This window comes from Phocaeicola plebeius DSM 17135 (assembly GCF_000187895.1).
GTDB lineage: Bacteria > Bacteroidota > Bacteroidia > Bacteroidales > Bacteroidaceae > Phocaeicola > Phocaeicola plebeius.
Genome location: NZ_DS990127.1, coordinates 22,702 through 45,234 on the forward strand (window position 1 = coordinate 22,702; position 22,533 = coordinate 45,234).

The following is a 22,533-nucleotide window of genomic DNA, read 5'->3' on the forward strand; positions in this document are numbered from 1 at the left end:
TATATGGAAAAAATAACAGAATATTTGATTCAAAGCACAGTAAATACTTCTGAAGTAAGAGCTTGGGAGGAGATTGTGATGTTGCCTACATATGGCATTGGTAAAGAAGAAAAAAATCCGATATTTCTTGAGAAACGCGTGTATCAGGGAAGCTCCGGTTCGGTATATCCTTATCCGGTAGTTGAAAAGATTGAAGATGAAAAGCATGACCGTCCCTGGAGAGCTTTCTTTATTGAAAACGAATACATCAAGCTGATGATTCTTCCGGAACTGGGCGGACGTATTCAAATGGCATACGATAAAGTAAAGAAGCGTCATTTCGTATATTATAATCAGGTAATCAAACCGGCATTAGTGGGACTGACCGGACCGTGGATCTCTGGTGGTATTGAGTTTAACTGGCCGCAGCACCATCGTCCCAGTACATATCTTCCTACTGACTGCATGATTGAAGAATTCCCTGATGGAAGCAAGACCATCTGGTGTAGTGAGGTAGAACGTATGTTCCGTACCAAAGGTATGGCAGGCTTTACCCTCTATCCGGGAAAGGCTTATATTGAAATCAAGGCAAAGGTGTACAACCGTACTCCGTTCCCGCAGACTTTCTTGTGGTGGGCTAATCCGGCGGTAGTAGTGAACAAAGACTATTATTCAGTGTTCCCGCCTGATGTCAATGCGGTGTTCGACCATGGAAAACGTGCGGTATCCAGCTTCCCTATAGCCACGGGTGAATATTATAAAGTGGATTATTCTGCCGGAGTAGATATTTCACGCTACAAAAACATTCCGGTACCGACTTCTTACATGGCCATCAATTCGAAATTTGATTTTGTGGGAGGGTACGAAGAACATATTGAAGCAGGATTGTTGCATGTGGCCGACCATCATGTAAATGCCGGTAAGAAACAATGGACTTGGGGTAACGGTGATTTCGGACAGGCTTGGGACCGCAACCTGACGGATGAAGACGGACCATACATTGAACTAATGACCGGTATGTACTGCGATAACCAGCCTGACTTTACTTGGTTGCAACCTTACGAAGAAAAATCATGGGTGCAGTACTTTATGCCTTATCAGAAAGTAGGCATGGTGAAGAACGCTACTCGTGATGCACTGATCAACTTGCAACCGGTGGAAGAGGGACGTATGAAGGTAATTCTTTATACTACTGCGGCTCATCGTGAAGTACGTGTTATGCTGATCAATACGGTAAATGGAAAGATTTATCTGGATGCGTTGACGGCTGTTTCTCCAGAAAATTCTTATACAGAAATTGTGGCATGCGATACACAGAAGATGGAGGATTTAAAACTGACCGTGCTTGATGAAAAAGGTAAGGTGCTGGTAAGTTACCAGGCTGCTAAACCCGAAATCAGACCGATTCCGGAACCGGCTAAGGCAGCACTCGACCCGAAGAAGATTGCCAGTATGGAGCAGCTTTTCCTGACAGGTCATCACTTGGAACAGTATCGTCATGCTACTTACTTGCCGATGGATTATTATATGGAGGCTCTGAGTCGTGATGAAAGCGATATTCGTTGTAACAATGCCGTAGGATTGCTTCTTATGCGCCGCGGACGCTTTGCTGAAGCACAGAAATATTTTGACCGTGCCATCAAGACACAGACAGAACGTAATCCGAACCCATACGAAGGAGAACCTTACTATAATTTAGGCTGGAGCAAGAAAATGCAAGGTGACATAGACGGTGCATACGATGCTTTCTTCAAGGCTACCTGGAATGCCGCATGGCAAGATTCTGGCTACATGGGCCTGGCACAGATAGACATGATCCGTGAAGACTATGCAAACGGACTTGACCATATCGACCGTTCGTTGTATCGCAACTGGCTGAATCACAAAGGACGTCAGTTGAAGGTTTCTTTCTTGCGTAAGACAGGTGATTTTGCGAAGGCTGAGGCGCTTATCAATGACTCTTTGGCGATGGATAAGTTCAATATGGGATGCCGCTTCGAATCTTATCTGATTCATACATTGCAGGGAAATACCGAAGCTGCCGCTGCCGCAAAGGCTGAAATGAAATCTTTGATGCGTGGTGCCGTACACAGCTATCTGGAATATGCCATCGACTATGCATCGGCAGGTATGTATGAAGAAGCTACTCAGCTGTTGTCTTTTGTAACGGAAGAAAACGAAGCTACTTATCCGATGGTATATTATGCGTTGGGTTATTTTGCTTCCAAGATGGGTAAGAAAGAAGAGGCTGTGGCTCTTTACAAGAAAGCAGAAACCATGTGTCCGAACTACTGCTTCCCGAACAAACTGGAAGAAGTACTGATGCTGAATGATGCGATGTTGCTTAATCCGGAAGGAGCCAAGGCACCTTATTACTTGGGTAACTTCCACTATGCGGCTCGTATTTATGATGAAGCTATTGCTTGCTGGGAAAAATCAGCATCTATCGATGATACTTATCCTACAGTATTGCGTAACCTGTCACTGGCTTATTATAACAAACAACATAATCCGCAGAAAGCATTGGCTACACTGGAAAAAGCTTACAACCTGGATACTACCGACGCGCGTATTCTGATGGAGCTCGATCAGCTTTACAAGAAACTGCGTTATCCGCACCGCCAGCGTCTGGACTTCCTGGAAGCACATGCCGACGTGGTAGAACAGCGTGATGACTTGTGTATCGAGCGTATTACACTCTATAACCAGTTGGGTGAATATCAGAAAGCATACGATTTGATTAACTCTCGTAAGTTCCATCCGTGGGAAGGTGGTGAAGGAAAAGTTACCAGCCAGTATTTGCTCTGTCGTGTGGAACTGGCTAAGATTGCCATCCGTGAAGGTCGTTTTGCCGATGCAGTCCGCTTGTTGAAGGAAACTGAAAAATATCCAGACAACTTGGGTGAAGGTAAGCTTTCTATGGCCGAAGAAAACGACATTCACTATTGGATGGGATGTGCTTACGAGGGTCTTGGCGAAGAAGCGTTGGCTAAAGAATACTTTACAAAAGCTACCAAGGGCTCTGCTGAACCTGCCATCGCCTTCTTCTATAACGATCAGCAGCCCGACAAGATTTTCTATCAGGGACTGGCATGGCGTAAGCTGGGCGAAGAAGACAAGGCACGCAGTCGTTTCAACCGCCTGATTAGGCATGGTGAGAAACATCTGTTTGACAAGGTGAAGATTGACTACTTTGCTGTATCGCTCCCCGACCTGCTGATTTGGGATGACGACCTGAACGTACGCAACCAGATTCACTGCAACCTGGTGATGGGTATGGGGTATCTCGGATTGGGCGACAAGGAACAGGCTCGCAAGTTCCTGTCTGAAGTAGCTCGTCTGGACATTAACCATCAGGCCGGAAAGCAGCTTTTGGAAATGTGTGACTAGCTGGTTAAGTAAGGAGACTGCCTGTATCAGGCAGTTCCCTTGTTTTCAATAAAATGTATTTATTCACTAAGTTAACATAATCTATTAATTATGAAGCAATTGTATTTATTATTAATGTTATTTGCTCTTTTCTCCTTAGAAGGGTGTAAGGATGACGGCGAAATGTCTTTTCCAGCCTCTTCCTCGCCGGAGATTGTAGTAGAGCGAAACGATTTGTATTCAAATCCTAACAGGAAGTTTATCATTAAAGCCGATTTGAAAGACGATTTAGGCTTGAAGTCCTTGAAAATCAGCATTCCTGAGTTCTATTTGGATAAGGAAATTACTTTTCCTACGGATGATTTGCTGACTGAGTATAAGTTGGCTTATGAGTTCCTGGCTCCGGCCGATACGAAGGAAGTTGAAACTTACAAAGTAAACCTTGTTTTGACAGATGTTTCAGGCAATAGTGTAGCGAAAGAACTGACCTTGCATCTGGACGGCGACTTCAATGTACCTGTTTTCTCCGATGTCAAACCAGTAGATGGAATGGTCAAGATTTTAGGGGAGGATATGAGTCTGGAAGTTTCGTTTACTGTTGCCGATGATACTGGACTGGACTCTGTAATAGTAGAAGAAAAGAAATTGGGCATCAAAGAACGGATTAAGCTGAATGGTGAGAAAGAATACACCTTCAGTAAGACCTATTCCTTACCTTCCGAGCCAGCCAAATACGAACTGAGCATTGCTGCTATTGATAACTTCATTGAGCCGAATAAAGCGGTACAGAAACTAGGCTTTAGCGTTTCCAGCGAGATGGTAACATTATTCTTGGCCGATGTACCTAAAGACGCCGATCTGCAGGAAGATATATTCGGAGTGCCCATGTACTATCATGAAAAGAAAGATGGTGTATTCAAGTTCAGATATTATGCCGATACCGACAACAAGGAAATCTATTTCTTGGGACAAGAGACTGCTTTCGAACCACATTGCTTTGGTAAAGCTTCCGAGGACGGAAAACTTATGAACAGTATCACAGCTGAGCCTATCATTTTGCCGACTAAGGGGTATTATGAACTGGCAGCAGATACGAAGAATATGACTTACGAAGTGACTGCTTATACACCGACGTCTTCAGTTTGGAATCCGACAAATATTACCATTTGTGGTAATGGTATGGAACTGGGCGGATGGAATCCTAATAATACAGATCTGTTATTGGCTGCCAATCCAGATAATCCATATATCCTTGAAAGAGATTTGAATCTGACAGGTACGGATATTGCCATGACCATTACTTCGCCTAACTGGGGAAATCCATTCTGGCGCTTGGATGCAAATGCTACTATCGTTTATATGGGTGGAGGTAATTTTACTTATCCCAATACAAAGACCGGTACATATAAATATAAGATGGATACTGAAATAGGACGTGCAGTCTTGATAAAGGAATAGTAAAAAATAGGAACCATGAAAAAGAACATTTTACTTTTTATAGTAATAGCCTGCATGTCATGTTTGGCTGTGAATGCACAGATTGTAGTAAAAGGAACTGTGATTGACGCGAATAACGGGCCGTTGATTGGCGTAAATATTATGGAGAAGGGGACGACGAATGGTGTCATTTCTGATATGGACGGACATTATGTCATTACGGTCAAGAATGCCGATGCTCAGCTGGTCTTCACTTACATATCATATAAGACGAGGACTGAAAAAGTAGGGGCTCGCAAAGAGATCAACGTAACGTTGCAAGAAGACACTGAGACTTTGGATGAAGTTGTAGTAGTGGGATATGGTGTGCAGAAGAAAAGCGATTTGACAAGTTCGATTTCTTCAGTGAAGGGCAAGGACGTCAGGTCGATGAATGTAAGTAATGCAACCGAAAGCTTGCAGGGAAAAGTGGCCGGTATTACGGTAGTAGGAGCAGGAGGTCCCGGTGCACAACCGAAGGTACTGATCCGTGGATTCTCTACCATTAACCTGACGACAGATCCCTTATATGTAGTTGATGGTGTCCCGATGGGAGGTGGTATCAACTTCTTGAACCCAAATGAAATTGAAAGCATTGAAGTGTTGAAGGATGCTTCGGCAAGTGCTATTTACGGTAGCCGTGCTTCGAATGGTGTCATAATGGTGACCACACGTAAGGGTAAAGAAGGCAAGCCGACGTTCTATATTGATATGCATTATGGTGTGCAGGAAATGAAGAATCCTTATGACATGGCCGATGCAGTGGAATATGCAGAAATCCTGAATACGGCTGCTCTTAATGCCGGTTATCCTAAGGAATTTGATGACCCTTCGGTATATGCTGGAAAGACTACGAACTGGTGGGGCGCCGGTATTAGAGAGTATACTCCCCAGATGAATGCCAGTATAGGTGTGCAGGGTGGTACTGATAAGAACAAGTATGCTGTCAGCCTGAACTATTATCAGCAGGATTCTTTCTATGAAAAGGGTGGATATAAACGCTTTACAGCTCGTCTGACCAATGATTACAAGTTTAATCGTTTCGTATCGGCCGGATTTGCGCTGAATCCTCGTTATGAGTCATGGGGTAACCCTTCGAACTGGGCTGATTTCGACCGTATTGATCCTATCACTCCTATATTTAAGCCTGAAGAGGAACTTACGGGTGAGGAGAACGAGTACAGTATCTATGCCCGTTCACCGTCTTATGTCTGGAATCCGGTTGCTACGGTAGCGCGCTGGAAACAGAGTAATTACTCGTATGCATTGTCGTCTTCGGCTTATTTGGAGATAAAACCGTTGAAGGACCTGATTTTCCGTTCGCAGTTCTCGCTGGAGTTGGATAGCCGTATTTCCAATTCATTCTCTCCAGACTTTGTAATTGACCCAGCTCACGAATTCCAAACGAACAATAAGATTTCGCGAAGCACGTCGCTTTATCGTAACTGGAGTTTGCAGAATACATTGACTTATCTGAAGACTGTGGCCGATAAGCATAACATGTCTTTCATGGTGGGTAATACACTTGAAGAGTGGAATACGACTACACTGTGGGGAAGCTATGAAAAACTACCGAACAATTCGGATAACCTACAGGAACTGGATGCTGGTACCTTGAATCCTCAGACGGGTGGTAATTCATCTACTACTTCGATTCTGTCTTACTTCGGAAGAGTAAACTATAATTATGCTAATAAGTATTATCTGACGGCTACGTATCGTCTGGATGGTTCTTCCAAGTTTATGTCAAAGAACAAGTGGGCTTCGTTCCCCTCAGCTTCGTTGGCATGGCGTGTTTCGGGCGAACCGTTTATGGAAAGTATTTCAACCGTGCTCAACGATTTGAAATTACGTGCCGGATGGGGACGCGTGGGTAATCAGAACTTACCTTCGGGTGTGTATATGTCGCAGTTGGGACAGAGCTACTATGCTTTTGGCGACAATGTGGTGAACACCACTTATCCGAGCCTGGTAAAGAATGAAGATGTGAAGTGGGAAACAGTGGAAGATTACAACTTTGGTATTGATTATGGATTCTTCAACAACAAGCTGACTGGTTCATTGGAATACTATGTGAAGAATACACGCGACATGCTTTTCCAGAAGGCTTATCCCAGTTATTCGGGCTTCCCTGGCGATGCTAAAATATGGACTAACGTGGGTTCTATGCGTACAAAAGGATTTGAAATGAGCGTTGCTTACAATGACCAGTTTGGTGATTTTACTTTGGGTGCTACTTTCAACTTGACTACGTTCGATGTTAAGATGACCGAGTTGACTGGTGATAAAGATCCGCTGTACGGCAATGGTGAGAAGACGAAAACAGTGGAAGGTGACGAACCTGGCTACTTCTATGGCTACGTGGCCGACGGTCTCTTCCAAAACAAGACGGAGCTGAACAGCCATACTAATAACGAAGGGCAGTTCCTGCAGCCTTATGCTAAGGAAGGCGACATACGTTTCAAGGACATCAACGGTGACGGTGTGCTGAATGCTGATGACCGCACAAAGATCGGTTCTCCTTGGGCTGACGTTACGATGGGATTGAACTTGAACCTCGGTTACAAGAACTTTGACTTGGTTGCAAACTTCTATGCCAGCGTGGGCAATGACCTGGTTAACCAGAATATCAGCGAGCTGTACAACGCCGGAGGTGGTAATAAAGTGAATAAAATCAGTGGTCTGATGGATATGGCTTGGCACGGCGAGGGAACTTCCAATAGCATACCCCGTCTGTCGTCGGTAGATAACAATGAGAATTTCACGAAATTCTCTTCGCTTTACATCGAAGACGGTTCGTTCTTGCGTCTGAAGAATCTGCAGTTGGGATATACCTTCAATAAGATTCCTTATTTGAGTAAGTTACGTGTTTATCTGGCAGCCCAGAACCTGTTTACCATTACGGGATACGACGGCATCGAGCCTGAAGTTTCTGGAAGTGTATTGGGCTTTGGTTTCGGTGGATGGAACTATCCGGTACAACGAGTTTATTCAGTAGGAGTTAATGTAACGTTTTAAATTAGTACAAGTATGAAGAAGTGTTTTTTAGCCATTATAATAGCTTCGTGTGGATTGTTTTCTTCTTGCGAGGACTTTATCGAGCACGAGCAGAGAGGTGTTCAGAATTTGGACAACTATTTCCAAACCGACACCGAATGTCAGGAGTTTGTGAACGATTTGTATAAACGTGCCTTTTTGCATTACGACTGGTCGCCCTTGTGCTCTTCACGTATTGCCAACGAGACAGCAACCGATGATGCATGGATGGGAAATACCGGACAGAGTGCGGAGATTTTTATTCCGGCAGCGCAGTATTTGATTACGCCTAACAGAATGGGTGAGCTGCTCAATCTGTACAAAATCCGTTATCAGAACATTATGGCATGCAATATCGCCATCGAGTCTATTCCGGGCGCACCGATTATGGACGAGAAAAAGAATCAGTATGTGGGCGAAGCGCTCTTTTGCCGTGCTTACAATTACTTGGAACTGGTGGCCAACTTCGGAGGTGTACCTTTAGTATTGGAAATGCTTTCGTCTAGCGAAATGGACAAGGTGCGTGCAAGCAAGGAAGAAGTGTACCAGCAAATCGAGGCGGACTTGAAAACAGCCATTCACAAGGTGAGCAGTTCCTACGAGGATGGCAATAAAGGCCGCGCTTCAGTATGGGCATGCACTGCTTTGCTGGCAAGGGCTTACCTGTATCAGAGCAAGTGGGAAGAGGCTTATCATTATGCCGACACGACGATTGTAAACGGCGGATTCAAGCTGGAACCTAACTTCGTGAACATTTGGGACGTGAATAATCCTAACGGTGTGGAATCCATCATCGAGGTGCAGACCAATACCGAGTCGGACAAGGCTCTGGGCAACCAGTTGTGTACTTTGTGTGGTGCCCGTGGCGAGAAAGCCGAAAACTTCCCCAGCAAAGATGCTGCGGACGTGATGGACGGATGGGGATGGGGAACACCGACCAGCGACCTGGAGAACTGCTACCTGTCTGAGAACGACGAGATACGCCGTCGCAGTACGATTACGGTTTATGGCGAACCCGCTTATGGAGATGAAGAACTGAATCCTTCTTATATGTTTGATCTGGAGCAGAACAAGTCGGGACGTGTGATCCGCAAATACTACGTGCCCATTGCAACCCGTCGGACGCTGTTTGACAAACGCTACAATGCGCCGCTCAACACGCCTATTATCCGTTTGGCCGAAATGTATCTGACCCGTGCCGAGGCCGCTTATTACTTGGGTAAGTATGATAGTGCGATGGATGATGTTGACATCGTGCGGAGTCGTGTAGACCTGCCGGGTAAGAAGGGTACGGTTTCCGGAACCGATATTCTGTATGCCATCTGGAAAGAACGCCGTATGGAACTGGCTTTCGAGGGACTCCGTTTGTACGACATCCGTCGCCAGATAGATCCTGCCACTAATCAGCCTGTCATCGCTGGCCTTTTCGGTCCGAACGGAAGCTTCGTACATTATAATACGGTTGAGTCGACCGACGAATACGAGACTAGCAACCTGAAAGAATTACAGGATAAGGGGATAAATTTTGACATCAACAAACATCTGCTTTGGCCTATTCCGCAGTCGGAAATTGACCGAAGTTTTGGACAGATCACGCAAAATCCTAATTATTAATAGTCTAGCAATAACGGAAAATGTGACTTGTGCGGCTCGCGAGCAATGCAAGTACGGCTCGCGAGCCACATTTGTGTTACAGTTGTTCGATACTTGTGTGCAGGAAAGGGGCTTCCTGCTGGTTGTAGGCTAATTGAAAAAATTGAACTATTTAACGTAGAAACAATGAATCACAAGAATTATATGTATGTATGGGGACTGGGCGCTCTGTTCGCTTTGTCTTCCTGTAGTTCCGAATTGGATATTCCGGAAGCTCCGGTCTATAACCGGGAACGTTCGTTGACGGTCACTCTAAATCAGGAGTTTCAGACCATCGATGGTTTTGGTGCTTCTGATGCATGGCGCTGCCAGATGGTAGGTCGCTATTGGCCGGAGGAGAAGAAGAATGCCATTGCCGACTGGTTGTTCAGCCACGAATTTGACGAGAACGGCAATCCTAAAGGCATCGGGCTCTCGATGTGGAGATTTTATATTGGCTCCGGTAGTATGGAGCAGGGTGCCGAAAGTGGTATTGCTGACGAGTGGCGGCGTGCGGAATGTTTCCAGTCGGCCGACGGAACGTATGACTGGGAGAAACAGGCCGGACAACGCTGGTTTCTGCGGGCTGCGCGTGACAGAGGGGTTGGACGTTTTCTAGCTTTCAGCCTGAGTGCCCCTGTCCACATGTCGTTGAATGGCAAAGGATTTTCTACTCCGGAACAACGCATGAACATTCAAGAAGGCAAGATGCCCGCTTATGCCGACTTCCTGGTAGATTGTATTGAAAACCTGCAAAAGAAAGAAGGCGTTACCTTTAATTATTTGAGTCCGGTGAACGAACCGCAATGGGACTGGAGTTCGGGTTCGCAGGAAGGTACACCGGTGACAAACGAAGAAATGCACCAGTTTGTCACGCTGCTCTCCGAACGCCTCAGTCAGCGCGGACTCTCCACTACCATTGCTTTGGGCGAAGCCGGCAGCATCAACTACCTGTATCAGGACGTGAACGCCGAGAACCGCGACAATCAGATAGAAGCCTTCTGGAATCCGTCTTCTTCCTTAAGCATCGCTTCCTTGCCTAATGTCGAAAAAGTGATGACAGGCCACAGCTACTGGTCGGTATGGCCTTTGGAAGACATGATTTCCCACCGTCGCAACCTGAGTACCAAGATAGGAACGTATTCGGGCCTGAAGTACTGGCAGACGGAATACTGTCCGATGGAAAGCCCCGGCACGTCAGAAGTGCCCAATGGTGATGGCAATGTGCGCGATCTGGGTATGCAGACGGCTCTTTATGTAGCCCGCATCATACATCACGACCTTACTTATGCCAATGCCTCTTCTTGGCAGTGGTGGACGGCTTTGACCCGTGCCAACTATAAAGACGGTCTGATCTACCTGGATGATGGAAACAGCGAAGGCGGACAGAGTGCCGGATATTGCAAGGAAGACGGATATGCCCGCGACTCGAAACTGATGTGGGCGTTCGGAAATTACTCCTTCTTTGTACGTCCAGGCATGAAGCGCGTAGCCGTAACGACCGACAGTTCCGACCCTCTCAATGAGGCGAAGGACGTCATGATCAGCGCCTACAAAGATGAGGCTGCCGGTAAGCTTGTGATTGTAGCTGTCAATATCGGCAAGGTGAACCGCGAGTACCACCTGAACACAGACTGTAAGTTGAAGAACCAGACACTGGTACCTTACGTTACCTCCGAGAACTCCAATCTGGCGAAAGGCACCGAAATGCCTGTTGACGAGTTGTCGATACCGGCCCGTTCGGTTGTGACTTTTGTTGGCGAGATAGAGTAATAGGCTGGTAGTATACTTGGGAATAGAAAGATAATAATATCGGGCATGAGCAGATAATATGTTTATGGAATCTATAATGAAAGGTTGGAAGCTGGGCTTATTGGTAGGAAGTTTTGGGTTGACATCTAATGCTTTTGCTCAACAGCGGCCCAACATTTTATGGCTGACATATGAAGACACTTCTCCCCAATTCATTGGCTGTTATGGCAACAAAGAGGCGAAAACGCCGGTAATGGACGGATTGGCAGCCGAGGGCGTACGTTTTACAAATTCTTATTCAACGGGGACAGTGTCCTCGCCCAGCCGTTTTTGTCTTATTACGGGCTGTCGTCCTGGACGGTATGGTACGGGAAATCATCGGAGTGATTATGAAATCCCGGAATTTGTTCATGGCTTCCCGGAATACTTGAGGGAAGCTGGCTACTATACATCCAATAATTCCAAGACTGATTATAATCATAAAAATCATAAGGAAATGACGAGTCGTTCTTGGAATGAAAGCAGTAATAAAGCTTCATGGCGTGGACGTAAGCCTGGACAACCTTTTTTCTCGGTCTTCAATGTTTTTCACTCCCATCAATCGCGTACAATGACCAATCCTTGGGATTATTATGAACGCCAGATTCTGGCTCATCTTGACGTCGGAAAACAGATTGCAGAAACTGCGCCTTTCGAAATGCCGGCATTTTATAGAGACAGTCCGGAAATGCGTAAACACGTTTCGCGAGTATATAACGCAATCTCGTTGACTGATCAGGCTTTTGGAGAGATTCTGGCTGATTTGGAAAAGGATGGACTAAGGGACAGCACGATCATTTTCTGTTTCTCTGATCACGGTGAAGGTATACCTCGCGGAAAAGGAAGTGCGTCGGGTATGGGATATCAGGTTCCATTCATTTTATGGATTCCTGAAATGTATAAACACCTGACGCCGTGGGGCAGTGGAGTGGTGACAGATGAACTTGTAAGTTTTGAGGATTTTGCGGCTACAGTATTGTCTTTGGCAGGTGTCGAACTTCCTTCCTATATGGAAGGGGTACCGTTTTTACCTGCCATTCAGGAAAAAAGTAAGAAGTATGTATTTGGAGCATGTGATGCGGTAGATAACAATGCCGAGTTATCCCGTTCGGTTATGGATGGACGTTACATGTATACGCGAGTCTTTACTGCTTACCAGCCTTTTGTGCGTTGGATACCTTATTACGATGTGTCGGATATTCAGCATCAGATGCGGTTGGATTATCGTACCGGTAAGATGAATGCCTGTCAGAAGGAGATTATGGAGCCACGTGCTGTAGAGTATCTGTATGACTTGAAGAAAGATAAGTGGGAGACAACCAATCTGGCTTTTGATCCGGCATACAAAAGCATTGTAGAGGAAATGCGTTCCGCACTGAAGGAACACCTGATACAGACACGCGACGCTAATTTTATACCAGAGTATACATTAGCCAGTGAATGTGTAAAAGAATTGCCTTATTATTATCGACTGAGTGATAAAAAATATCCTATTGAAGAAATTGTGAACGTAGCGATGTTGAGTGGAATGAGTGAGGAAGTGATTCCTCAACAGATTGCTGCTCTGCAAGCTGACAATAAATTTGTCTCTTATTGGGCTTCTGTGGGACTGTTTACTCAAAGACAACATTTGCGGCCTTATATCTCGCAATTGGAAAAAATATTGCCTACGGTAGCTTATCCGCCCGCACAAATTTGGTTAGCAGGTTCGATACTTGAGAATGAAGATTGTAGGGTGGCGCGCAAATTGTTTGATGAATATCTTGTCGGGGAAAACAGATTCTTGACTATTTATGCATTGAATGTTTTGTTGGAGATGAATATGGATATGGCTAACACTTTTGTTCCTCAGTTACGGGAAATTGAAAAGAAGTATGGCAATAATCAGAAAAGACCTGGTGTTGAAGACATGATGCGGATTGCGCGTTTACGCTTAGAGGGTAAAGACTTCCAATTTGATACTTATTGGTAAAAATAGTTGTTTGGTAGCCTAAATAATCACAATTACATGAATACTATTTAACTATTAATGCTTTGAATATGAATATCTTGAATAAACATCTTTTGACCCTTGCCGGTGGCGTTACTCTGGCGGCAAACATGCTCCACGCTGCCAGCGACAACCGTCAGCCGAATGTGGTTTTCATCATGGTCGACGATTATGGTTGGGCTGATGTAGGTTATAACGGGAGTCGTTTTTACGAGACTCCCAACATCGATAGGCTGGCGTCGGAAGGAATGATATTCACCGACGGATATGCAGCTGCGTCCATCAGTTCTCCCTCGCGCGTCAGCTTGATGACGGGTAAGTATCCGGCACGTACTGGTATTACGGATTGGATTCCCGGCTATCAGTATGGCCTGAAGCCGGAACAGCTGAAACAATATAAGATGCTTGCCCCCGAGATGCCTCTGAATATGCCGTTGGAAGAAGTGACGATGGCCGAGGCTTTCAAGGAGCATGGCTATGCCACCTATCATGTAGGCAAGTGGCATTGTGCGGAAGATTCGCTGTACTATCCGCAATATCAGGGATTCGATGTGAACATTGGCGGTTGGCTGAAGGGATCGCCCAATGGTATCCGTCGTTCACAAGGCGGCAAGGGGGCATACTGTTCGCCTTATCGCAACCCTTATCTGCCGGACGGTCCCGAAGGAGAATTCCTGACTGACCGATTGGGTGATGAAAGCATCAAACTGATAAAAAATAGCAGTGCCGACAAGCCTTTCTTCCTGTATCTGGCCTTTTATGCCGTACACACACCGATTGAGGCCAAACCTGAGTATGTGAAATACTTTAAATGGAAAGCACAAAGAATGGGGCTTGATACGATAGTTCCCTTTACCCGTAATCTGGAGTGGTATAAAAATGCCGAATATAAAGCTGGTCATTGGAAAGAGCGCACTATTCAGAGCGATGCCGAGTATGCGGCCTTGATCTATTCGATGGACGAGAATGTAGGACGTGTGATGCAGGCGCTGAAAGACAACGGACTGGACAAGAATACCATCGTCTGTCTGCTGTCTGATAATGGCGGCTTGTCAACAGCCGAGGGTTCGCCCACCTGCAACGCTCCGTTACGCGCAGGAAAAGGATGGTTGTACGAAGGCGGTATTCGTGAACCGTTCATCATCAAATATCCGCAGATGGTAGAGGCTGGAAGCGTGTGTCACACTCCTGTGGTGGCAGTTGATTTCTATCCTACCTTACTTGATATGGCTGGACTTCCTTTGAAGTCCCATCAGCACGTTGACGGCAAAAGTCTGTTGCCCCTGTTGAAGGGAGACCAGGCGTACGACCGTGGTCCCATCTTCTTTCATTATCCCCATTATGGTGGCAAGGGCGATACACCGGCCGGTGCTGTCCGGATGGGCGATTATAAGCTAATCGAGTTTTATGAAGATGGTCATGTCGAACTTTACAATCTGAAGAACGATATTTCCGAAACCCGTGACCTGAGTAAGACGGAGAAGGATAAGGCGGCGGAGATGCAGAAGATGTTGCATCGGTGGAGGACGGATTGTAATGCTAAGATGCCGACTCGTAATCCTCATTACGTACCAGTATGAAGTAAATAATTTGAATTTAGGGAGTCTTCTGACTCTGAGACATCTATCATTAAAATAATTGTAGAGGTGAAACTATCGAAAAACGCATGGCTGCTTGCAGCCTTTGTGAGTACCCATTTGTTGGCTCAGACTTCGGTACAATCGTTGGAAGGGCAATGGAATTACCGGCTGGATGCTAATGATGTCGGACTGGAAGAGAAATGGTATAAAACCGAGTTTTCGGAAACTCTGTTGTTGCCCGGGTCGCTGAATACGAACGGGATAGGCGACCCTGTCAGTGTGAACACTCCTTGGACGGGGTCGATGTGGAACGACGCTTGGTACAAAAGTGACTTTTATGAAAAATATCGTTCGCCGGAGAATACAAAAGTGGTATTCTGGCTTACTCCCGATAAATATTATGTAGGGAAGGCCTGGTATCAGAAGAAGGTGACGGTGCCTGAAGACTGGAAAGACAAGCAGGTTACTCTTCATCTGGAACGTTGCCATTGGGAGACAACTCTTTGGGTGGACGGAAAGAAAATCGGGACGCAGAACTCCTTGGCTGTTCCGCACCGCTACGAATTGGCTGGACTCAATCCGGGCGAACATCTGCTGACCTTGTGCGTGGACAATCGCATCAAGGACATACAGCCCGGTGTAGATGCCCATAGCGTTTCGGACAATACGCAGTCCAACTGGAATGGTGTGGTAGGCAAGATGGCGCTGACAGCCCGTTCCAAGGCTTATATCGACGGAGTTCGTATTGAACCCTTGATGAATGAAAAGAAGATTCGTGCTACCATACGTTTGAATGCCGCCGGCAAGCGTTATTCCGGCCAGCTGACGTTGCGGGTAAAGCATGCTGGCGATGGTCGTACGTTGCCCGAAATGACCTTGCCCGTACAACTTCGTGCAGGATCAAACGAAGTGGAAGCCTTGTATGATATGTCGGCTGATTTCCGTATGTGGGACGAATTCCAGCCCAATGTATATACCTTGCAAATAGCTTTGGATACGAAGGCAGGCAGTGATGTCTGTGAAGAAAACTTCGGTCTTAGACAGTTGGGGACAAAGGGAACGCAGCTTACCGTAAACGGGCGTCCGGTGTTCTTCAGAGGTACGCTGGAGTGCTGTATCTTCCCGAAGACTGGTTTTCCGCCTACCGATGAGGGTGAGTGGAAGCGCATCATGGAGATTTGTCAGGCACATGGCCTGAACCATATCCGGTTTCATTCGTGGTGTCCGCCGGAAGCGGCTTTCAGTGTGGCTGACAAGTTGGGCATGTATCTGTACGTGGAGTGCGGGGCGTGGGCGTCTGACTTGGGGAGCGGTAAGCCCATTGACGACTTTATCTATGAAGAAAGCCGCCGTATTGTCCGTCAGTATGGAAACCATCCGTCTTTTTGCCTGATGTCTTACGGCAATGAGCCGTATGGGGAAAAGCACAAAGAATACCTGCGTCAGTTTGTGAACTACTGGAAAGAGCGTGACAACCGCTTCCTTTATACCACGGCAGCCGGCTGGCCTGCGTTGGACGAGAGCGATTGGCTTTGTCTGCCCGCTCCTCGTATTCAGGCTTGGGGGCAGGGTGTAAAGAGCATCATCAACGCACAGGAACCGAACACCGTGTTCGACTGGAGCGCACGGATATCGAAAACACAGCCCACCATCAGCCACGAGATAGGGCAGTGGTGCGTCTATCCCGATCTGAAAGAGCGGGAGAAATATACGGGTGTGCTGAAAGCTAAAAATTTCGATATCTTCGAGGACCGTCTGCGCGACAACGGACTTTTGCATCTGGCCGACAGCTTCCTGCTGGCTTCGGGCAAATTGCAGACCTTGTGCTACAAGGCCGATATTGAGGCCGCCCTCCGCACAAAGGGGTTTGGCGGATTTCAGTTGTTGGATTTGCATGATTTTCCCGGTCAGGGAAGTGCCTTGGTAGGTGTGCTGAATCCGTTCTGGGAATCGAAAGGATATGTTACTCCGCAGGAGTACAGCGAGTTCTGTAATGAAGTCGTTCCCTTGGTGCGTATGCCCCGCATGATTTACAATTCGGGCGATACGTTGAGGGCGGCGGTAGAGGTAGCCCAGTATGCGGCTTCCGATTTGATGTTGCCTGTCAGCTGGCGACTGGTTGCAAAAGATGGTCGTCTGATGGAATCGGGACGATTTGCGCCCAGTCTGTTACCTACGGGTACCCTGTCGCAGGTAGGAGAGATTGTATTGCCACTGTCTACCTACATTCCGCAACAGTGCCAACTGGAGGTGGAGGTAGGCGGTTATCGCAATCATTGGAACATTTGGTTGTATCCTGTGCGGAAGGTAGATACAGGCGATGTGCTGGTAGTTTCCGAGTGGAACGATGCTGTTCGTACCCGGTTGGCTGAAGGAGGCAAGGTATTGCTGACTGCCCGTGAAGGAACGCTGAAAAACGCAGGGCGCGATTCGGTAGTGGTAGGTTTTTCCTCCATATTTTGGAATACGCTTTGGACTAACGTACAGGCTCCCCATACATTGGGCATTTTGTGTGATCCTCATCATCCGGCTTTACGCCAGTTCCCTACGTCGTACCATAGCGATTATCAGTGGCAGGACGCCATGTCGCACTGCTGTGCTATTCCTTTGTACAAGTTGGGTAATGTAACGCCGGTGGTACGTATCATCGATGACTGGTTTACGGCCCGTTCGTTAGGGATGATAGTAGAACTGAAAGTGGGCAAAGGCTCGCTGCTGCTGTGTGGAGCCGATTTGCTGACTGATGTGCAGAAACGTCCTGCAGCCGTTCAGCTGATGAACAGTCTGCTGGATTATATGAACAGCAGTGTATTCCGTCCTGTCGCTTCTGCCTCGTTCGAGCAGTTGGGTGATCTGTTCCTTTGCGAGGACTAACGTACTGGTAACTGTTTGGAACGTATCTTTCAGAGAAGAAATATCCCGAGTTATTTCGATTCATTCTCCTGACGAATGCAACACATGTTTCTGCATTGGACATTGCCAATCTTTATAAAAAAGATGCTTGGTCGAGCAATATTTGATTAATTTTTAACTCGTCCATTTTTATTGGACACTAATGATTATGTTATATGATGAAAAGTAAAATTAAAATATTATTTTTAGGGTTAATTAGTTGCTTGTGTATAAGTTGTACGTCAGTATATTTACGAGTGCCCAATGCTCCGTTTTTTGCAGATCCAAATTATAATGGCTCAACTGATCCGGAGATAATTTATAATCCTGTAACTAAAGAATTTCTAGTATATTACACTAGCCGTCGGCCATTGTCTGGTAACTCGTTTGTTTCAACTCCGATTGGTGTTATTTCGTCAAAAAATTTATTGGATTGGACATTTAAGGGATATTGTTCTTTCGATGGAAATGGTGGGGACAAGGATTCTCCTATGACTTTTTGGGCACCTGGTATGATTGTTGTTGGTGATTCGTGTCATATGTATGTGACACGTAAGGAAGATTCTACTCCTCCTTGGGGAGGCCCTAGCAAGGTTGTGCATTATGTAGCTCCTTTGACTGATATGATAAATGGTTGGAGATTTGTGGATGTTGCAATTAATGAACCTAATGCGATAGATGCTTGTCTGTTTAAGAATTCAAAGGGCTCAATCACAATGATTTATCGGAACTGTTTAACAGGAGAACCACGTTGTGGTACGTTTTGGGCAACTTCGACAGATTTAAAAAACTGGGAAAAGCATGGGTTAGTTCATGGAGATGTGGAAAATGTTGATAAGCATGGCTTTCATTATCAGGAGGGGCCTAATGTGATTTTTTGGAAAGGTTATTATTGGTTGATTACAGATCCTCATTGTGGATTGCCTGTATATCGTTCTAAAGATGGTATAGATTGGAATTACCAGGGTTTAATTTTAGATAAACCTGGGAATCGGTTATATGATGGAACATATGGACGTCATGCAAGCATGATTGTGACATCTGATGATCGTGCATTTATAGTCTATCATGTGGAGCCTTTAAGAAACTATGTAGAATATGATGATACACGGTTGTCAATTGTAGAACAACTTTGTTTCTTGCAAATAGCGGAGTTGAAAATAGTGGATGGTAAATTAATTTGTGAACGCGATGCATTAATACACTTGAGAGAATAGAGTTTTATTCCTTTTCTATCTTTCACCTACTCTCCGGAACTTGATTCAGCCGGAACTCTGTGGCGCAAATTGAAGGGCAATGGATAAGATACAATACTAAAGACTTTCTTTTCTATTGTACAAATAGGGCACTAGGCATCTGTTGGTAACAACTTATTTGTGAATTGCTCATATGTATAATTAATTTTGAATAGTTATTTATGACTAATATGAAGAATATACAGCTTTTTTTGTTATTTTTTCTTTTATTTTCTTGTGCTTCACAAGAACAACCTTCCTATCTTAAACTCTGGTATGAATCTCCCGCTGATGCGACGGTGGCTGACAGCCCGAACGGCTGGCAGGACGATGCCGAATGGCTGAAAGGTCTACCTTTGGGAAATGGTTCATTGGGAGCCGTAGTGTTTGGCGATGTGGCAATGGAGCGAATCCAGTTGAACGAAGAAACCATGTGGTCGGGAAGTCCGCAGGAATGTGATAACCCGGATGCGCCACAGTATCTGGATAAAATTAGACAGCTACTTTTGGAAGGTAAATACAAGGAAGCCACAGAACTGACCAACCGTACGCAGGTTTGTACAGGAAAAGGCTCTGGAGGGGGAAACGGTTCTACGGTTCCTTTCGGTTGTTTCCAGACCATGGGCGACCTTTGGATTGATTTTGCCAATAAAGAGGCTTATTCAGACTATCGCCGGGAATTGAATTTAGAGGATGCAACGGCTACGGTGACTTACACACAGGGAGATGTGCACTTCAAGCGAGAAATATTTATCAGTCATCCCGACCAGGTGATGGTGATTCGCCTGTCGGCAGACAAACAGCAGCAAATGTCCTTCACTTGCCGTATGACGCGTCCGGAATACTTCTTTACACATACCGAAGACGGACAACTGATTATGAGCGGTGCCTTGTCAGACGGAAAAGGAGGAGATGGATTGCAGTATATGGCTCGTCTGAAAGCAGTGACTAAGGGAGGAGAGGTGATTTGTACAGACTCCACTCTGACTGTGAGCGGAGCTGACGAGGTCATGTTGCTTTTGGCGGCTTCTACCGATTATCAGCTGACTTATCCGCATTATAAAGGACGGGATTACCTCTCATTGACTCGCGAGTCTATTGCCAAAGCAGAGAAGAAAACATTTGAGTCTTTGTATCAGGCTCATCAGAAAGAGTATGCGGCTTATTTTGACAGGGCTTCTTTCCAACTGGCAGAATCGCCGGATACGTTGGCAACTGATGTGCTGGTGGCTGAGGCTAAGGCAGGTAAAATCAATCCGCACCTGTATGAGCTGATGTTTCAGTATGGCCGTTACTTACTGATTTCTTCTTCTCGTCCGGGCACGATGCCTGCTAACCTGCAGGGCATTTGGGCCAATAAATTGCAGACTCCATGGAACGGTGATTATCATACGGATGTCAACATTGAAATGAATTATTGGCCTGCCGAGGTAACCAATCTTTCAGAGATGCACTTGCCTATGTTCGACTTGATAGCTTCGCTGGTAGCACCAGGCACGAAAACAGCACAGACTCAATATCAGAAGAAAGGTTGGGTGGTTCATCCTATCACGAATGTGTGGGGGTATACTTCGCCCGGAGAGTCTGCTTCATGGGGAATGCACACGGGAGCGCCTGCATGGATTTGCCAGCACATTGGAGAACACTATCGCTTTACGGGCGACAAGGATTTCCTGAAAAAGATGTATCCAGTGTTAAAAGGAGCGGTAGAGTTTTATATGGACTGGCTGGTGACAGATCCGAAGACAGGTAAGCTGGTATCTGGTCCGGCAGTTTCTCCAGAGAATACGTTTGTGGCTCCTGATGGAAGCCAGTGTCAGATCAGTATGGGGCCGACGCATGACCAACAGACCATCTGGCAGTTGTTTGATGATTTTGAGATGGCATCTGAAGCTCTTCAGATAAACGATGCGTTTACGCAGGCAGTGGGCGATGCAAAAGGAAAATTGCTGGAAACACGTATCGGTTCCGATGGCCGTATTATGGAATGGGCACAGGAATTTCCGGAAGCAGAACCAGGGCATCGTCATATCTCTCATTTGTTTGCCGTGCATCCCGGTTCGCAAATCAACTTGTTGCAAACCCCCGAACTGGCAGAGGCAGCCAGCAAGTCGATGGATTATCGTATTTCACACGGTGGGGGACATACCGGCTGGAGTTCAGCCTGGCTGATTAGTCAGTATGCTCGTCTGCATCGTTCAGAAAAAGCCAAGGAAAGTCTGGATAAGGTATTGGAAAAAAGTTTGAATCCGAACCTGTTCACCCAATGTCCTCCGTTCCAGATTGATGCGAATTTTGGTACCACAGCCGGCATTGCAGAAATGCTACTGCAAAGTCATGTATACGAGCAGGATGCTTATACCATTCAGTTGCTTCCTTCACTTCCGGCAGGATGGAAGAACGGTAAATTCTCGGGATTGAAAGCCCGTGGCGGATTTGAGGTATCTGTAGAATGGAAAGACGGGGTAATGGTACACGCGGAAATCAAATCTCTGTTAGGTAATCCTTTCCGGGTTTGGTATCAAGGCCAGTATATCGAGACCGGTAATCTGGAAAAAGGAAAGACTTGGAAGTGGAATTCTTAAGAAAAAAGGGATGAGTTTTCTCATCCCTTTTTCTTCATACGATATTCTTTAGGCGACATGTGCATGTATTTGGTGAATACTTTTGAAAAATAATACGGGTCACTGAAGGCCAGTTCAAAAGCTATTTCTTTTGCTTTCTTGTCGGTAAAGTCCAAGAGCTGGCATGCCTTCTGAATTTTCAACTGATTGAAATAGTTGATGGGAGACATACCCGATTTTTGTGTAAAGAGTGTACTCAGATAAGTCGGCGAGTAGTTCACGCTTTCGGCCATATCCTCTAGTGTTAGTTGTTTGTCTAGGTTGGCCTTCATGTAGTTGATGACTTTTTGGATGGTATCTTGTGTCTTGGGCTTATTGATTTCGCGGAACTGAGGAATGTATCGGAAAGAACCGAGCAAGTACCACAGGCAGAGCGTGATATATTCTAAGTTTTCGATACTGTATCCCATTTCAAGGTTCACTAGAATCTCGTTGAACAGCTGGATGCGGTCATTGAAACGGGCTGTAGGCGAATCATCGATGTAGATGGTCCGGTTGAAGAGCTCAGAAAACAGGTGGCTCTGCTCACCTGTGAAATGAATCCAGTAAATACTCCACGGATGGCTGGTAGAGGCAGCATATACGTGTGGTGTACCAGCTTCGATGATAAAAAAATCGTTCTTTTTTACCGTACATTTTCCTTTCCCTATGTTATACCATCCTTCTCCTTCGTGGCAGTAAATCAGGATATGTTGCGGACTACCTTCTGTACGTTCCCGGTAGTGACCTTCAGCGCAAGGATAATAGCCCACGTCTGTAGGGTGTAACAGGCGCGTCATGGGATTTTCTTTGATTCTTAAAAGATTCTCTTGAGGAATGACAATGGCCTTTTCATTAGGAAATCCGTCTTTTTTCTTTTCCATAGCATATTTATTTGTGAGACAAATGTAGGCATTTATTTGGATTTTCAGAGAGACTTCCTGAAGAGA

Annotated in this window: 11 protein-coding genes; 10 read left to right on the top strand and 1 reads right to left on the bottom strand. The window is 45.8% G+C overall.

Annotated features, from left to right (window positions below; translation table 11 throughout):
• Positions 1-3 precede the first annotated feature (3 nt).
• The 10 genes from BACPLE_RS07135 (at position 4) to BACPLE_RS07180 (ending at position 21,565) form a co-directional block, all read left to right on the top strand.
• Positions 4-3,369 (top strand): DUF5107 domain-containing protein, encoded by a 3,366-nt coding sequence (locus BACPLE_RS07135; RefSeq protein WP_007560309.1) that lies wholly within the window; start codon positions 4-6, stop codon positions 3,367-3,369.
• Positions 3,370-3,459: 90 nt separating this feature from the next.
• Entirely contained in the window at positions 3,460-4,806 is a 1,347-nt protein-coding gene (locus tag BACPLE_RS07140; RefSeq protein WP_007560311.1) for a cadherin repeat domain-containing protein, read from the top strand.
• A gap of 15 nt (positions 4,807-4,821) precedes the next feature.
• On the top strand, positions 4,822-7,842 hold the full coding sequence (locus BACPLE_RS07145) for a SusC/RagA family TonB-linked outer membrane protein (protein ID WP_007560313.1): 3,021 nt from the start codon (positions 4,822-4,824) through the stop codon (positions 7,840-7,842).
• A 12-nt stretch (positions 7,843-7,854) separates the two neighbouring features.
• A complete protein-coding gene (locus tag BACPLE_RS07150) occupies positions 7,855-9,474 on the top strand; it encodes a RagB/SusD family nutrient uptake outer membrane protein (RefSeq protein WP_007560315.1) in 1,620 nt (539 codons plus the stop codon).
• A 165-nt stretch (positions 9,475-9,639) separates the two neighbouring features.
• Positions 9,640-11,265 (top strand): glycoside hydrolase, encoded by a 1,626-nt coding sequence (locus tag BACPLE_RS07155; protein WP_040312615.1) that lies wholly within the window; start codon positions 9,640-9,642, stop codon positions 11,263-11,265.
• Between the two features lie 64 nt (positions 11,266-11,329).
• Positions 11,330-13,255, top strand: a complete 1,926-nt coding sequence (locus BACPLE_RS07160) for a sulfatase family protein (RefSeq protein ID WP_157131887.1) — start codon at positions 11,330-11,332, stop codon at positions 13,253-13,255.
• A gap of 68 nt (positions 13,256-13,323) precedes the next feature.
• Positions 13,324-14,853 carry a sulfatase gene (locus BACPLE_RS07165; protein WP_007560322.1) on the top strand — a complete coding sequence of 510 codons (1,530 nt, stop codon included), beginning with the start codon at positions 13,324-13,326 and terminating at the stop codon, positions 14,851-14,853.
• Positions 14,854-14,919: 66 nt separating this feature from the next.
• Positions 14,920-17,727: a sugar-binding domain-containing protein gene (locus BACPLE_RS07170; RefSeq protein ID WP_007560323.1), complete on the top strand. Its 2,808-nt coding sequence runs from the start codon at positions 14,920-14,922 to the stop codon at positions 17,725-17,727.
• Between the two features lie 194 nt (positions 17,728-17,921).
• Positions 17,922-18,962, top strand: a complete 1,041-nt coding sequence (locus tag BACPLE_RS07175; protein WP_050792073.1) for a family 43 glycosylhydrolase — start codon at positions 17,922-17,924, stop codon at positions 18,960-18,962.
• Between the two features lie 209 nt (positions 18,963-19,171).
• Positions 19,172-21,565, top strand: coding sequence for a glycoside hydrolase family 95 protein (locus BACPLE_RS07180; RefSeq protein ID WP_040312652.1), 2,394 nt, complete (start codon positions 19,172-19,174; stop codon positions 21,563-21,565).
• A gap of 20 nt (positions 21,566-21,585) precedes the next feature.
• On the opposite strand, the gene BACPLE_RS07185 is transcribed toward BACPLE_RS07180, so the two are convergent.
• Positions 21,586-22,467: an AraC family transcriptional regulator gene (locus BACPLE_RS07185; RefSeq protein ID WP_007560330.1), complete on the bottom strand. Its 882-nt coding sequence runs from the start codon at positions 22,465-22,467 to the stop codon at positions 21,586-21,588.
• Positions 22,468-22,533 lie beyond the last annotated feature (66 nt).